Origin of the sequence: Mycetocola manganoxydans (assembly GCF_003667545.1) — a bacterium.
In the GTDB taxonomy this organism is placed as follows: Bacteria; Actinomycetota; Actinomycetes; order Actinomycetales; family Microbacteriaceae; genus Mycetocola_A; species Mycetocola_A manganoxydans.
Window position 1 is genome coordinate 61,732 of record NZ_RCUV01000008.1, and the last position, 13,971, is coordinate 75,702.

Genomic DNA, 13,971 nt, shown 5'->3' on the forward strand with positions numbered 1-13,971 from the left:
CGAACTCAACATTGGTGGCATGACATGTGCGTCCTGCGCCAACCGGATCGAACGCAAACTTAACCGCGTCCCCGGAGTTGAGGCCTCCGTCAATTACGCCACCGAAAAGGCTCGCATCCGGACCAGTTCGGAGATGGACGCCGCAGAGCTCATCGCGATCGTTGAAGCCACCGGTTACACGGCGGCGGTCCCGGCACCCCCACAGGCTGGCCCTGCAACTGAAGCCGAACCGTCGGAAACCAAAGCGTCCAGTCTTCTTCGCCGCCTGCTGATTTCCGCGGCACTTGCCCTGCCGGTGGTTCTGCTGTCGATGGTGCCTGCACTCCAGTTCACCAACTGGCAGTGGTTGGCGCTGACCCTCACCGCGCCAGTCGCGGTCTGGGGCGCATGGCCGTTCCACCGTGCCGCCTGGATCAACGCCAGGCACGGTGCAGCGACGATGGACACGCTGATCAGCGTGGGTGTCCTCGCTGCATTCGGCTGGTCGCTGTACGCCCTGTTCTTCGGAATGGCCGGAATGCCCGGCATGCAGATGAGCTTCACACTGTTCGCTTCCCCGGGGGCCGGCCAGCACGAAATCTACCTGGAAGTCGCCGCGGCGGTCACAGTGTTCATCCTGGCCGGCCGCTACTTCGAGGCCCGGGCCAAACGTGACTCCGGAGCAGCACTTCGTGCGCTTCTTGAACTCGGTGCGAAGGAGGCCATGCTCCTCCGTGATGGACGAGAAACTCTCGTGCCCGTGAGCTCCCTGGCCGTCGGCGACCGGTTCGTCGTGCGTCCTGGCGAGAAGATCGCCACCGACGGGCTAGTGGTCGACGGTGCGTCCGCCGTGGACCTGAGCATGCTCACCGGAGAGGCAGTCCCCGTCGAAGTGGGCGTGGACGATCGAGTCATCGGAGCCACCAACAACGTGGGAGGCCGTCTCACCGTCGAGGTGACCAAGGTCGGCGCTGACACGGAACTCGCCCGTCTCGGACGGCTGGTCGAGGAAGCACAGACCGGCAAAGCCCAGGTCCAGCGTCTCGCCGACCGCGTCTCCAGCATCTTCGTACCCATCGTCATCGGACTGTCCATCCTTACGTTCGTCGCCTGGCTGATTATCAACGGATCCGCTGAGTTCGCGTTCACCGCGGCGGTAGCCACTCTCATCATCGCCTGCCCCTGTGCACTGGGCCTAGCCACCCCCACAGCGTTACTTGTGGGAACGGGTAGAGGTTCACAACTCGGAATCCTCATCCGCGGACCCCAGGTTCTCGAGCAGACCCAGCGCATCGACACCGTCGTGCTCGACAAGACCGGAACGGTCACCACCGGGCGGATGACGCTCTCCTCGCTCACACTGGCTGACGGGCAAGCAGAAGACGAACTGCTGCACCTCGCCGCTTCAGCCGAACTCGGTTCCGAGCACCCCATCGCCCGCGCAATCGTTGACAGCGCACGAACGCGAGGATTTGACGTCGATTCGCCCGAATCCTTCATCGCGCACTCCGGACAAGGAGTCCAAGCGATTATCGACGGTCGTCTCGTTGTCGCAGGCCGCGGGTCCTGGCTCGAAACCGAATGGGGAATGAACCACACTCCGGCTGTCACTGAAGCGGTCGCGCTCGGTGAACGGCAGGGTAAAACCGCCATCGTGGTGGCGTGGGATGGTGCGGCCCGCGGGGTTCTCGTGGTGGGCGACACGGTCAAAGACACCGCCCGTGACGCAATCGACCGGTTCCAACAACTCGGCCTGACACCGGTTCTCCTCACCGGCGACAATGCCGGAGCGGCGAAGGCCGTTGCCGCACAGATCGGTGTCACCGACGTGCGCGCCGGCGTCACACCGCAAGGAAAGCTCGACACCATCCGCCAGCTACAGGAGGACGGACACGTCGTTGCGATGGTCGGCGACGGTGTCAACGATGCGGCAGCCCTCGCCGCCGCCGATCTCGGCATCGCAATGGGATCCGGGACGGACGCAGCAATCACCGCCGCCGACATCACCGTCATGAGCGGCGACCTGATCGCTGTTGGTGATGCAATCCGGTTATCCCGACGCACCCTTAGGACCATCAAGGGCAACCTGTTCTGGGCATTCGCATACAACGTGGCCGCCATCCCAGTCGCGATGCTCGGTCTCCTGAACCCCCTGCTGGCCGGAGCGGCGATGGCATTCTCATCGGTGTTCGTGGTCACCAATAGCCTCCGGTTGCGGTCGTTCAAACCCTCACCCGCTCCCCCGCGCAGCGCGAGCAAACCGGCGTCCTAGGCCTCTGAACGATCCACACCAAACGCTCAGCGGCTCCCCCGTGCTGTCAGGTACCCTAAGGGGGTAACGAAACGGTAACGGCGATTCTGAGGACAAGAGAGGGTGGCATGGTGAGACGCTCACACAACCCCGGCCCTCTCCGTCGCACCAGCCTCAAGCGAGTTCTCACAGTCGCCCTCGTGCTCTGTGCAGTTCTCATCGGATTTGTGGCTCTGCATTCCATGAGCGGGGCACACGGGTTCACTGCTCTCACCTCATCGACGTCGCATTCGCACGGTGCAGACGCCCACGCGCCAGTGGCGCCTCAAGCAGCGGACGTAGAGTCGAGTACGGCCGTGACCTGTGATGCAGAATGCGCCTTGGACTGTGCCCTGATGGCAATGATCTGCGTCATGGTCCTGGTCATCACAGCGCTGATTCTTCTCGCCAAATATCCGACGGTCTACTACCGCCTGCTTGAGGCCGGCAAACGCGCGGTCCAAGCGGTCGCCGCAGCCCGACAGCACGTCTACCTACCCTCGTTGACCGTTCTTTCCATCAGTCGCACCTAAAACCGGACACTGACCCTTCTCCGCCCACATAGCCGTCGTCCACGGCCCGTGAGGCATCCAGTGTGTACGAGTTTTGAATGGAAAGAATTCATGTTTAACCCACGCAAGTATCTTCTAGCAGCAGCGGCCCTGGCGACTGCCGTCACGTTGAGCGCCTGCTCGGCCGGCGGGAGCGGTGAGACGACAAGCTCCAGCGCGCCCGGCGCGTCAGTGGAAGCACAATTCAACGACGCCGATGTGACGTTCGCGCAAATGATGATTCCGCACCACGAACAGGCCGTCGAAATGAGCGACATGATCCTGTCCAAGGATGGGGTCAACGACCAGGTCACCAACCTCGCCAACCAGATCAAAGACGCCCAGGGGCCAGAGATCACGCAGCTCAACGAGTGGCTCGACGCCTGGGGTGCCGATGCTGGCATGGGCGGTATGGACCACGGCATGGACAGCATGGACGGGATGATGTCCGACGAGGACATGAAAGCCCTTGAAGACGCGTCGGGTGCTGAAGCAGAGACCCTCTTCCTGGAACAGATGATCATGCACCACGAAGGTGCGATCGAGATGGCCGAAACCGAAATCAACGACGGCCTCAACCCCGACGCGATTGCCATGGCCGAAACGATCGTCTCGACCCAGTCCGAAGAGATCGCCGTCATGGAAAACCTGCTCGGCTCACTCTGAACATTCCAATAGGGCACTTCGATGTGCCTACGGGAGCCGCCTCCTCAGGAGATTCCCTCGGGGTGGGGTCTCGCCCGACTCGAGACCCCACCCCGCTCAAATCTTCGCCTTCGGGCGCCCTACCCTCAGGACGCAATGAACTCCGAAACTAATCCCCCTACACCTGTAACACCCGAATTTCCCACCCGACGAAGCATCCGCCTCGCCGCCTCCGCGAAGCCGGCGCCTTCGCGCCAGGCACCGCCCGCGAGACCCCGGCCTAAACCGGCGCGACAACAGGCCAGCCCGCCAACGTGGGCGGAGCGCCGCCGCCGAGTCCGAGCGACTCTGACACTCGGCCTGATCGTGCCTGGACTGTTCGGGACTATGGCCCTTCCTGCTTTTGCCGCGCCGGGCGATGAAGCTCCCGCACAGGTCAACGCGATGCTCAGCGGCGAAATCCAAAGTTTCACTGTGAACTCTGCTGTCCTCCGCAGCGAGGTCGTCCGGGACGGCTACTCCGCAACCACCCCAGAGGAACTCGCAGCAGCAGAACGGGCAGCAGCCGCAGCCGCAGCCGCAGCCGCAGCTGCAGCAGCAGCGAGGGCCGCAGCGAACATGGCCGCACAGCCACGGTCCGATGCCTCCACTGTCCCCTACACCGGCCCCACATCGGGTTCGTGGGTGCGACCGGTTTCAGGACCCATATCGTCGCCGTATGGACCTCGCAGGAAAATCTGCAACTCGGCGGGCTGCTCCAATGGTTTCCATGACGGAGTGGATTTCAGCAACTCGTGTGGTACTCGGGTCGTTGCGGTTTCCGCCGGACGCGTGTCGTTCGTGGGAAACGCCGGCGCCTACGGGAACCGAGTGATCGTGGACCACGGCGGCGGAGTGGAATCGATCTACGGTCATCTGCAATCAGGGTCCTTCCGGGTGTCTGTTGGGGACCTCGTCACCGCTGGAACTGGCGTCGCCAGTGTCGGTGCGACGGGTGTGGTCAGCGGATGCCACCTGGATCTGAAGATTCGGATCGGTGGGTCGTTCACCAACCCCGCCCCGTTCCTCCGCGCCCGCGGCGTCTCGATGTAACCGAGCACCAAGGTAACCGAGCACCAAGTCGATACCGACCCCTTGGTGCTCGCCGGCGATGTCATCGACATGGGGACCCAGACGGGTTCATCTCCCCCGTGAGGTACCCTTGGGGGTACATAATGCCGGACAGTGATGCCTCCAGCGCGAGAGAAAGGGGCACGGTGAAACCCTTTATCAGCCCCGCCTCTCACGATCGCGAAAATGGGAGAAGACTTGTCAGGGTCGCTCTTGTCCTTGGAGTAATCCTCATCGGATTTGTGGCTCTGCATTCGATGGGTGGCGCAAACGGACTCACTGCGCCCACTGCATCAACGTCTTATGCGCCCGCCGTCAGTGCACAGCAGACGGCGGATGTCGAGTCGAACGCAGCCGCACAGAATCTGATCTGTGATCAACGATGCGTACTGGACTGTGCCGTGATGGCCATGATTTGCGTCATGGTGCTGGTGATCAGCGCCCTCGTCCTTGTCGCCAGATACCCGGCGGTCCACTACCGCCTGCTTGACGCGGGCGAGCGAGCGGTCCGGGCGGTCACTGCGGCCCGACTGCACGTTTATTTTCCCTCGTTGACCGTACTTTCCATCAGTCGCACCTAAGCCGGACACTGTTTCTCCTCTGCTCACGTAGCCGTGCTTACGGGACGTGAGGCAACCAGTGTTTTACGACGTCAAATGGAAAGAAACAATGATCAACTCACGCAAGTATGTCTTGGCAGCAGTCGCTCTGGCGGCCACCGTCACGTTGAGCGCCTGCTCAACCGGTGTATCCGGCGGAAGCGGTGAGACGGCAGGTACAACGGCACCCAGCGCCTCCGCCGAAGCGCAATTCAACGATGCCGACGTCATGTTCGCGCAAATGATGATCCCTCATCACGAGCAGGCCGTCGAAATGAGTGACATCATCCTGGCGAAAGACGGGATCGATGAGCAAGTGACCGATCTCGCCCAGCAAATTAAGGATGCGCAAGGACCGGAGATCACGCAGCTCAATGACTGGCTCGACGCCTGGGGCGCCGACGCTGATATGGGCGGTATGGACCACGGCATGGACGGCATGATGTCCGAGGAAGACATGGAAGTCCTCGAGAGTGCGTCCGGGGCTGAAGCGAGCACCCTGTTCCTGGAACAGATGATCGAGCACCACAAGGGTGCGGTCGAGATGGCTGAAACGGAGATCGCTGAGGGCGAGAATCAGGACGCCATTGAGATGGCCGAAACGATCGTCTCGACCCAGTCCGAAGAAATCGCGGTTATGGAAAACCTCCTCGGGTCCCTCTAAACCTCCGATAAGGCACTTCGATGTGCCGACGGGAGGCGGCCCTTCATGGCGCTTCCCACGGGTGGGGTTTCGCCTCGCCGGGACCCCACCCGCTCACACTTCCGCCTTCGGGCGCCCCATCCTCAGGACGCAATGAACTCCGAAATGCATTCCCCCGCACCCGCCCCAGCCGAATATCCCACCCGGCGGAGCAACCGCCTCGCCGCTTCAACACCGCCATTGATTCCGCGACACAATCGGACGGCCGGCCCCGGCCTATACCGAGCCGACAGCGCGCTCTCCACACCTACCCGGCCCCAGCACGCCGCAAAGACCACGGACGGGAGGGCGGCATGAGACGACGGATGCGCGTGGCCGCGACCGTGATCGCCGCCACTCTGACTCTGACCGGCTGCGCCAGCGACCCGCTCGCTGAGCAGTACAAAGAGGGCAACAACAAGGGGTACATCGCCGGCGACGGATCCGTTACCGAGATTCCCAAGGCGGAACGTGGTGAATCGATCACTTTCTCCGGCACGACCGAGGGCGGCGAGAACATCTCGTCCGAGGACTTCGACGGTGAGGTTCTCGTCGTCAATTTTTGGTACGCATCCTGCGCACCATGCCGGGCCGAAGCTCCGATGCTTCAGGAGCTCAGCGCCGAACACGACGGCAAGGGCGCCCAGTTCATCGGCGTCAATGTGTATGACCAGGCTGACACAGCGTTGTCGTTCAACGACACCTACGGGATCACGTACCCGTCGATCCTGGACGTTCAGGACGGCGCAGTGAAGCTCGCTTTCACGGGGACGGTGCCGCCGAAGGCAGTCCCGACCACGCTCGTGCTCGACAAGGAAGGCCGGGTCGCCGCCCGCATCCTCGGCCAGCTGAAAGAAGCCTCCATTCTTGGCACGCTGATCCGCGACGCGATCGCAGAATAGAGCGCCGTCATGAATCCGGGTGAAATTGTCATCAGCGGCCAGCTTGCCGCTGCCATCCCCCTCGCTCTGCTCGCCGGGTTGGTGTCGTTTGCGTCACCGTGTGTGTTGCCGCTCGTGCCGGGTTACCTCGGCTACGTCAGCGGCATGTCGAACGGCCCACGATCAAAAGAGGGACCGGCACGCTCACGGGTCGTCCTCGGCGCACTGCTCTTCGTCCTCGGCTTCAGCCTGATCTTCGTACTGATCGGAGCATTCGCCGGAACAGTCGGTGCGTTCCTGGTGCAGTGGCAGGAGATTATCACCCGCGTTCTCGGAGTCGTTGTCATCCTCATGGGCCTCGTCTTCGTTGGCCAGTTCTCCTTCCTCCAACGCACCGTCAAGTCATCCTTCCGGCCCGCGACCGGACTTGCCGGCGCTCCGCTGCTCGGCATTGTCTTCGCTATCGGCTGGGCGCCGTGCATCGGTCCGACGCTTATCGCCATCCAAGCGCTCAGCCTCACCTCCGGGTCGACCGGTCGTGGTGCGCTCCTCGGGCTCTTCTATTGCCTCGGCCTGGGCATTCCGTTCCTCCTTGTCGCCGCTGGCTTCGACCGGGTCACCGGCTCGATCGCATTTCTCAAGCGACATATTCGTGCCATCAACGTAGGAGGTGGCATCCTTCTCATCCTGGTCGGCCTCTTCATGGTGTCCGGTCTTTGGGGAATCCTCATGTCACGCATCGGAGTATTGGTCCAGGGCTATGTCACGACCATCTGATTACGTCGATGCGGCAACCGCGCAGCAGCCGAAGAAACCCGACACGGCCATCATCCAGCCCAAACTTGGCTTCACCGGAACCGTGCGGTTCATCTGGCGGCAGGTCACGAGCATGCGGACCGCTCTGCTCCTGCTCCTGCTGCTCGCTATTGCTTCCATCCCCGGTTCACTGGTTCCCCAACGCAGTTCGGACCCGAACGGCGTCATCCAGTACTTCACCGACAACCCCGACCTCGCACCGGTACTCGACAACATCCAAATGTTCGACGTCTACGGGTCCGTCTGGTTCTCGAGCATCTACCTGCTGCTATTCATCTCACTGATCGGCTGTGTGATACCCCGAACCAAACACCACTACCAGGCGATGCGGGCCAAGCCACCGCGCACTCCTGCCCGGCTCGAGCGGCTAACCGCCCACACCGACATCACCCTCGAAGGCGGAAACGCCGGCACAGCGATCGAGTCAGCGCACGCGTTGCTGAAGAAATCCGGCTACCGCACCGAGCTGTACCAGGGCCGCAACGGTGACGTTTCCGTGTCGGCCGAACGCGGATACCTGCGCGAAACCGGCAACCTCCTCTTCCATACCTCACTCGTAGGCATGCTGATCGCCGTGGCCGTCGGAGGCGGTGTCGGCTACGCCGGCCAACGCGTGATCGTCGAGGGACAAACCTTCGTGAACACCCTCCTGGACTACAGCTCCTTCAACCCCGGGCGTTTCTACAATCCCGACAACCTTCCGCCGTACTCGTTGTCGCTGGAATCCTTCGACGTGACCCACGAGCAGAAAAATCTCGACGCCTACGGCATGCCGATCGACTATGCGGCCACGGTAACAACGCGAACCCAGGACGGCGTAACCGAGAAACGGACGGTCAAAGTCAACGACCCGCTGCGCTTCGAAGGCACTGACGTCTACTTGCTGGGCAATGGCTACGCCCCGACGATCACCGTGCGCGACCCGAACGGCGCCGTCGTCTTCACCGACTCCATTCCGTTCCTGCCCCAGGACGGCAACCTCACCTCGCTGGGTATCGTCAAGGTCCCGGACGGCCTTGAGAAGCAACTCGGGATGATCGGCTTCCTGTACCCGACGGCATTCGAGATGGAGACCGGGGCCTACACCTCAACCCACCCCGATCTGATCTTCCCGCTGCTGACACTGAACGTCTTCTCCGGTGACTTGGGCATCGACGAAGGTGTCCCCAAGTCGGTATACGCACTCGACACCGACAAGATGAAGCAACTCCTCGGCGGTGACACCGGCAGGGACTCGATCGAGCTCATGCCGGGGCAGAGCCAAGAACTCCCCGACGGGCTGGGCACGATCACCTTCGAGAACGCCAATCCGGATGCCCCCAACACGGCTGACCGGGACGTCACCACGACCGACTTCTCCGGTTCAGTCGCACGCTTCGCCTCCTTCGACGTCCAACAGGATCCTGCCCAAGGATGGGCGCTCGTCTTCTCAATCCTCATCATGATCGGGTTGCTCACATCGCTGTTCATTCCCCGTCGACGGGTGTGGATCAAGGCCACCGACAACCCCGACGGCACTGTGCGGGTTCAATATGCGGGACTCGCTCGCGGTGAGGACCCCGGCCTCGCCGAAGCGATCGACGCGATCGCCTCCCGTCACCGCGACGCCCTGGGATTACAGCGATGAACCCGCGCTCAGGGACCATGCACGCTTTCGGGACCAACCTAGGGCCGATGCTCCTGTTCGTCCTGTTCGTCCTGGACGGGCGGGGCAGCCACAACACTCGTGCGAGCATCCCCGTCGCGATCGTCTCCCGCCGCAACCAGACGGCGTCCGCAGTACTCACCCGCAGAACCGAAAGGTACCCATAAACCGTGGATCTGAACGAACTTTCCGTGCTCGCCCTCTGGTCGGCGATGGCGATGTACGTACTCGCGTTCATCGCGTTCGCGCTCGACCTCGCCCGCCGATCAGCGGATGTGACCGCTGCCGCCAACACACCAGCTTCCAAAGACACGTCGGCGTCATCGCTCGCGACTGCGCAGACCGGCAGCGCAGCGGGTTCCGGCCGCCCCGTGACCACGCTGAGCCGCCCAGGCACCGCCTCCCCGCAAATCCCGGCTCGGCGATCGCCCGTACTGCGTGTCGCGCTCGCGCTGACAGCCCTGGGCCTCCTGCTGCACCTCGCCGCCGTCGTAACGCGCGGTGTCGCCGCCGGTCGGGTCCCGTGGGCGAATATGTACGAGTTCGCCATGACCGGGACCCTGATGATCATGGCAATCTACCTCGTCGTCCTGCTGAGAATGGATCTGCGCTTCCTCGGCACCTTCATCACCGGGCTAGTGCTGATTCTTCTCGGCATCGCCGCGGTCGACTTCTATGTCGCGATCATCCCGCTGCCGCCGGCCCTGCAGTCAGCCTGGCTCGTGGTTCACGTCTTCGTCGCCTCCGCTGCAACGGCGTTCTTCGCCTTCGGTTTCGCTCTGTCGGTGCTCCAACTCGTGCAGAACCGACGTCAAGCGGGTACTGGAGACCTGAAGAAACTGAAGCTCAAATTCCTCGCGACGCTGCCTTCGGCCGAGGACCTGGAAAACCTTGCTTACCGTACGAACATCGTGGGATTCATCCTCTGGACGTTCACCCTGATCGCAGGTGCCATCTGGGCCGAACGTTCGTGGGGCCGGTACTGGGGCTGGGACACCAAAGAGGTCTGGACCTTCATCATCTGGGTGATCTACGCGGGTTATATACACGCTCGGGCGACCCGGGGCTGGCGCGGATCCCGCTCAGCTTGGCTCGCGATCATCGGGTTCAGCGCCGTTATGTTCAACTTCTCCGTGGTCAACCTGTTCTTCAAGGGCTTGCACGCTTACTCGGGCCTGTAACCCGCTTCCACCCTGAAAGGTCACTATGATTTCACAGTCTCGCCCGGGGCGCCGGTTCAGTCGGACATTCAACGTCGTGATCGTCGCGGTGAGTGCAACCGCTTTGCTATCGGCGTGTTCAGCACCCGAAAGTGACGTTTCACTTGACTCACTCGGACACATCCACGCCATCGACATGGATACGCAAGCGGGCATCCTCTACGTCGCCTCCCACAACGGAGTATGGGAGGTCGCCGTGCCCAACTCAATCGACGGATTCCCGCAGACAGCATCCGTCCGCACCCACCAAGTCGCCGACCGGGCGCAGGACACCATGGGCTTCACCATCACTGACGGAGGCGCCATGTTCGCCTCCGGCCATCCCGACCCCGCCGAGTATCCTGATTTCACTCCACCGAACCTTGGACTTATCCGCAGTACGGATGGAGCCAAAACGTGGGACCACATCTCCCTCCAACAAGAAGTGGACTTCCACGCTCTCACGGCCGTCGCGCTCGACAATAGCCAGTTCCGCATTTACGGTTATGACTCCGCAACCGGCAGTTTACGGATAAGCGAGGACACCGGAGAATCGTGGAGATTCGGCGCGGAAATTCAGGCGATTGACCTGGCCGCCGCCACGAATGATCCCAACATGGTCTACGCCACCACGGCGTCCGGGCTCCAGCGAAGCACTGACGGCGGTGTCGCCTTCACGCCCACAAGCCCCAGTTCCCCGCTGGTCCTGATCGAATCGATCGGCTCTGGAGTAGTTGGGGTCGATTCCACCGGCTCCGTGTGGCGGACCGACGGAGACTCCATGTCACAGACCGGGGCTGTCGACGGAGCGTTCGAAGCGTTCGGAGCGTTCGAAGACGGCGACGACGTTTGGTTACTGGCCAGCGACGACAGCGGGCTCAGCGTCAGCAGCGACTGGGGAAAGAGCTGGAGCAACATCCTCCCCCGCTAGCCCATCGACGCCAGAGCAGAACTAGGAGCGCACCAGACGGGCGATCGCCGCGGACGCTTCTTTGACCTTCACGTCGGCAACAGCGCCTCCCTGACGCGTCGCTTCCGCGACACAGTGCCCCAAGTGATCCTCGAGAAGGGACAACGCCACCGTCTCAACGGCCTTTGTCGCCGCTGCCACCTGAGTGAGTACATCGATGCAGTACGCCTCTTCTTCGACCATGCGGTGAATGCCACGCACCTGGCCTTCAGCCCGTGGGAGCCGCTTCAGGAGTTCATATTTGTTGTCGATATAGCCGTGCATTTATCCGGTCCTTTTTTGTCGGCGCTGGCGGTCAACCCATCGCGAGTTGCGCCGTCTCACGAACTTGTTCGCACCGGTATCGATGCGCTGGTCGCCGCGGAGGGCTGACCCAGTATCGATGCGACGCTCGTTTCCGGGCGCAGATCCAGACGACGCAACAGTTGAGCGTTAAGGGCCACCACGATGGTCGAGAGCGACATCAAAATAGCACCTACTGACATTGGCAGGACGAACCCGACCGGTGCGAGCACTCCGGCGGCCAGAGGAACAGAGATCAGGTTGTATCCGGCGGCCCACCACAAGTTCTGTTTCATCTTGCGGTAACTGGCCCGTGAGAGTTCGATGATGGAAAGCACAGAGCGCGGATCGTCGCTGGCAAGAATCACGCCGGCTGAAGCGATCGCCACGTCGGTCCCCGCACCGATTGCGATTCCTACGTCTGCCTGGGCCAACGCCGGCGCATCGTTCACGCCGTCGCCAACCATCGCCACTTTCCGTCCCTCGCGCTGCAGCTCGGCAACCTTCTCAGCCTTGTCCTCAGGACGCACTCCCGCGAAGACACGGTCGATCCCCAACTCGGCCGCCACCGAATGGGCCACCGCCTCCGCATCACCCGTGATCATGACCACCTGCATACCTAAGGCATGCAACGCATCAACAGCCTGGCGAGATTCCTCCCTGACCTCATCAGCCAGCTTGAAAGCGCCAATCACGTCCCCATCGGCAAGGACATGCAGAATAATCGCCCCGTCGTTGCGCCACCGCTCCGCCACCGGCAACTCCGGCACCCCATGATGCTCCAACATGTAGGGGCCACCCACACTGATTTCCTGACCATCAACAGTGCCAACCACTCCCACCGCGGGTGAGGATCGGAATCCAGACGCGGCAGGGATAGCCAGATTGCGTGATCGCGCAGCCGCGACGATCGCCTTGGCAAGAGGATGCTCGCTATCGCTCTCCGCCGCCGCCGCCAACGCAAGAACCTCATCTTCAGATCTCCCGCCAACGGTCTCGACCGACGAAACGACCGGCTCACCCTTCGTGAGAGTTCCAGTTTTATCAAACAGGACAGAGTTCACCGTGCGCATGCTCTCCAGCGCCAGCCGGTCCTTGATCAGGACCCCACCCTTCGCCGCGCGCTCCGTAGCGATCGAAACCACAAGAGGAATCGCGAGTCCCAGCGCATGCGGGCACGCAATGACAAGAACGGTAATCGTGCGAACGACGGCCGCATCCGGGAACCCGAGCAAGCTCCACACCACAGCCGTGATCGCGCCAGCGCCGAGAGCGAACCAGAAAAGCCACCCGGCAGCAGTATCCGCCAGTCGCTGTGCACGAGAGGATGATGCTTGCGCATCGGCAACCAGACGCTGAATGCCCGCTAACGCTGTGTCATCCCCCACCGCAGAAATTCTGATCCGAAGTGCAGTATCCGTCGCCACCGTTCCGGCGACAACCTGATCGCCCGGACCGCGGCTCACTGGCCTGGACTCGCCCGTGACCATGGACTCGTCGACGTCCGCTGTTCCCTGTTCAATCTTTCCATCGGCTGGTACACGTCCGCCCGGGCGCACAATGACCAGGTCCCCGACAACGAGTTCCGACGGAGAGACGGTAACCACCTGATCTCCATCAACCCGCTCTGCCTCATCTGGCAGCAGCGCAGCGAGGGACTCCAATGCGGTTGACGTTTGAGCCAGTGAGCGCATTTCGATCCAGTGGCCCAGCAACATAATCACGATCAGCAGAGCGAGTTCCCACCAGAAGTCGAGGGCGTGGTCCACAATCCCAAGGCTCGCGGCCCAGGATGCGACGAAGGCGACCGTGATCGCAAGCCCGATGAGCAACATCATCCCGGGCTTGCGTTGCTTGATCTCACTGACCGCACCTACCAGAAACGGTTTCCCGCCCCAGACATACATCACCGTTCCAAGAACCGGCGAAATCCACTGCACCCCACTCACCTCAGGCAGCTCGTATCCGAGGACCATCGCGAACATGCCGCTGAAAGCGACAACCGGCACAGCCAAAATCAGCATGAACCAAAACAACCGCCGGAACTGACCGACATGATCCCCATGGCCGCCCGCATGATCTGCATGCGAGCCAGCGTTGTGGGCTCCCCCAGCGCCTCCAGGCTCGGAATGGTCCATCGTCGAATGATCCATCTCTGAGTGGTCCATCTCTGAGTGGTCCATCGCTGAATGGTCCATCTCTGCATGCGTGCGAGGTGGGTTCTCGGCTGCGGAAGAAGGTGTTCCGTGAGTGTGCTGAGGCTCGTTCATGCCCTAAGCGTATACCCCCCAAGGGTATCTACCAAGAGCGCTAGTTCAGCGA

The 13,971-nt window shown here is 62.1% G+C and carries 13 protein-coding genes; 11 read left to right on the forward strand and 2 right to left on the reverse strand.

Annotated features, from left to right (window positions below; translation table 11 throughout):
- The first annotated feature begins 19 nt into the window (after positions 1-19).
- The 11 genes from D9V29_RS08405 (at position 20) to D9V29_RS08445 (ending at position 11,328) form a co-directional block, all read left to right on the forward strand.
- Positions 20-2,251 (forward strand): heavy metal translocating P-type ATPase, encoded by a 2,232-nt coding sequence (locus D9V29_RS08405; RefSeq protein ID WP_229790465.1) that lies wholly within the window; start codon positions 20-22, stop codon positions 2,249-2,251.
- Between the two features lie 374 nt (positions 2,252-2,625).
- Positions 2,626-2,802, forward strand: a complete 177-nt coding sequence (locus D9V29_RS15240) for a hypothetical protein (protein WP_183084960.1) — start codon at positions 2,626-2,628, stop codon at positions 2,800-2,802.
- A 60-nt stretch (positions 2,803-2,862) separates the two neighbouring features.
- Entirely contained in the window at positions 2,863-3,486 is a 624-nt protein-coding gene (locus D9V29_RS08410) for a DUF305 domain-containing protein (protein ID WP_229790466.1), read from the forward strand.
- Positions 3,487-3,852: 366 nt separating this feature from the next.
- Entirely contained in the window at positions 3,853-4,557 is a 705-nt protein-coding gene (locus tag D9V29_RS08415) for a M23 family metallopeptidase (RefSeq protein WP_121672885.1), read from the forward strand.
- A gap of 657 nt (positions 4,558-5,214) precedes the next feature.
- Positions 5,215-5,838, forward strand: coding sequence for a DUF305 domain-containing protein (locus D9V29_RS08420; RefSeq protein WP_308428564.1), 624 nt, complete (start codon positions 5,215-5,217; stop codon positions 5,836-5,838).
- A gap of 332 nt (positions 5,839-6,170) precedes the next feature.
- Positions 6,171-6,758, forward strand: a complete 588-nt coding sequence (locus D9V29_RS08425) for a TlpA family protein disulfide reductase (protein ID WP_121672887.1) — start codon at positions 6,171-6,173, stop codon at positions 6,756-6,758.
- Between the two features lie 9 nt (positions 6,759-6,767).
- Positions 6,768-7,514: a cytochrome c biogenesis CcdA family protein gene (locus D9V29_RS08430; RefSeq protein ID WP_121672888.1), complete on the forward strand. Its 747-nt coding sequence runs from the start codon at positions 6,768-6,770 to the stop codon at positions 7,512-7,514.
- Positions 7,498-9,180, forward strand: a complete 1,683-nt coding sequence (resB, locus tag D9V29_RS08435; protein WP_121672889.1) for a cytochrome c biogenesis protein ResB — start codon at positions 7,498-7,500, stop codon at positions 9,178-9,180. The genes D9V29_RS08430 and resB overlap by 17 nt, the downstream gene beginning before the upstream one ends.
- A 47-nt stretch (positions 9,181-9,227) precedes the next feature.
- Positions 9,228-9,365 (forward strand): hypothetical protein, encoded by a 138-nt coding sequence (locus D9V29_RS14915; RefSeq protein WP_183084961.1) that lies wholly within the window; start codon positions 9,228-9,230, stop codon positions 9,363-9,365.
- Positions 9,366-9,410: 45 nt separating this feature from the next.
- On the forward strand, positions 9,411-10,379 hold the full coding sequence (gene ccsB / locus D9V29_RS08440) for a c-type cytochrome biogenesis protein CcsB (RefSeq protein ID WP_121673026.1): 969 nt from the start codon (positions 9,411-9,413) through the stop codon (positions 10,377-10,379).
- Positions 10,380-10,404: 25 nt separating this feature from the next.
- Positions 10,405-11,328 carry a F510_1955 family glycosylhydrolase gene (locus D9V29_RS08445; RefSeq protein ID WP_121672890.1) on the forward strand — a complete coding sequence of 308 codons (924 nt, stop codon included), beginning with the start codon at positions 10,405-10,407 and terminating at the stop codon, positions 11,326-11,328.
- A 21-nt stretch (positions 11,329-11,349) separates the two neighbouring features.
- Here the strand turns inward: D9V29_RS08445 and D9V29_RS08450 are convergent, their stop codons facing one another.
- Both D9V29_RS08450 and D9V29_RS08455 read right to left on the reverse strand, forming a co-directional pair.
- Positions 11,350-11,631, reverse strand: coding sequence for a metal-sensitive transcriptional regulator (locus D9V29_RS08450; RefSeq protein WP_121672891.1), 282 nt, complete (start codon positions 11,629-11,631; stop codon positions 11,350-11,352).
- A gap of 56 nt (positions 11,632-11,687) precedes the next feature.
- Positions 11,688-13,802 (reverse strand): heavy metal translocating P-type ATPase, encoded by a 2,115-nt coding sequence (locus D9V29_RS08455; RefSeq protein WP_373294812.1) that lies wholly within the window; start codon positions 13,800-13,802, stop codon positions 11,688-11,690.
- Positions 13,803-13,971: the final 169 nt, after the last annotated feature.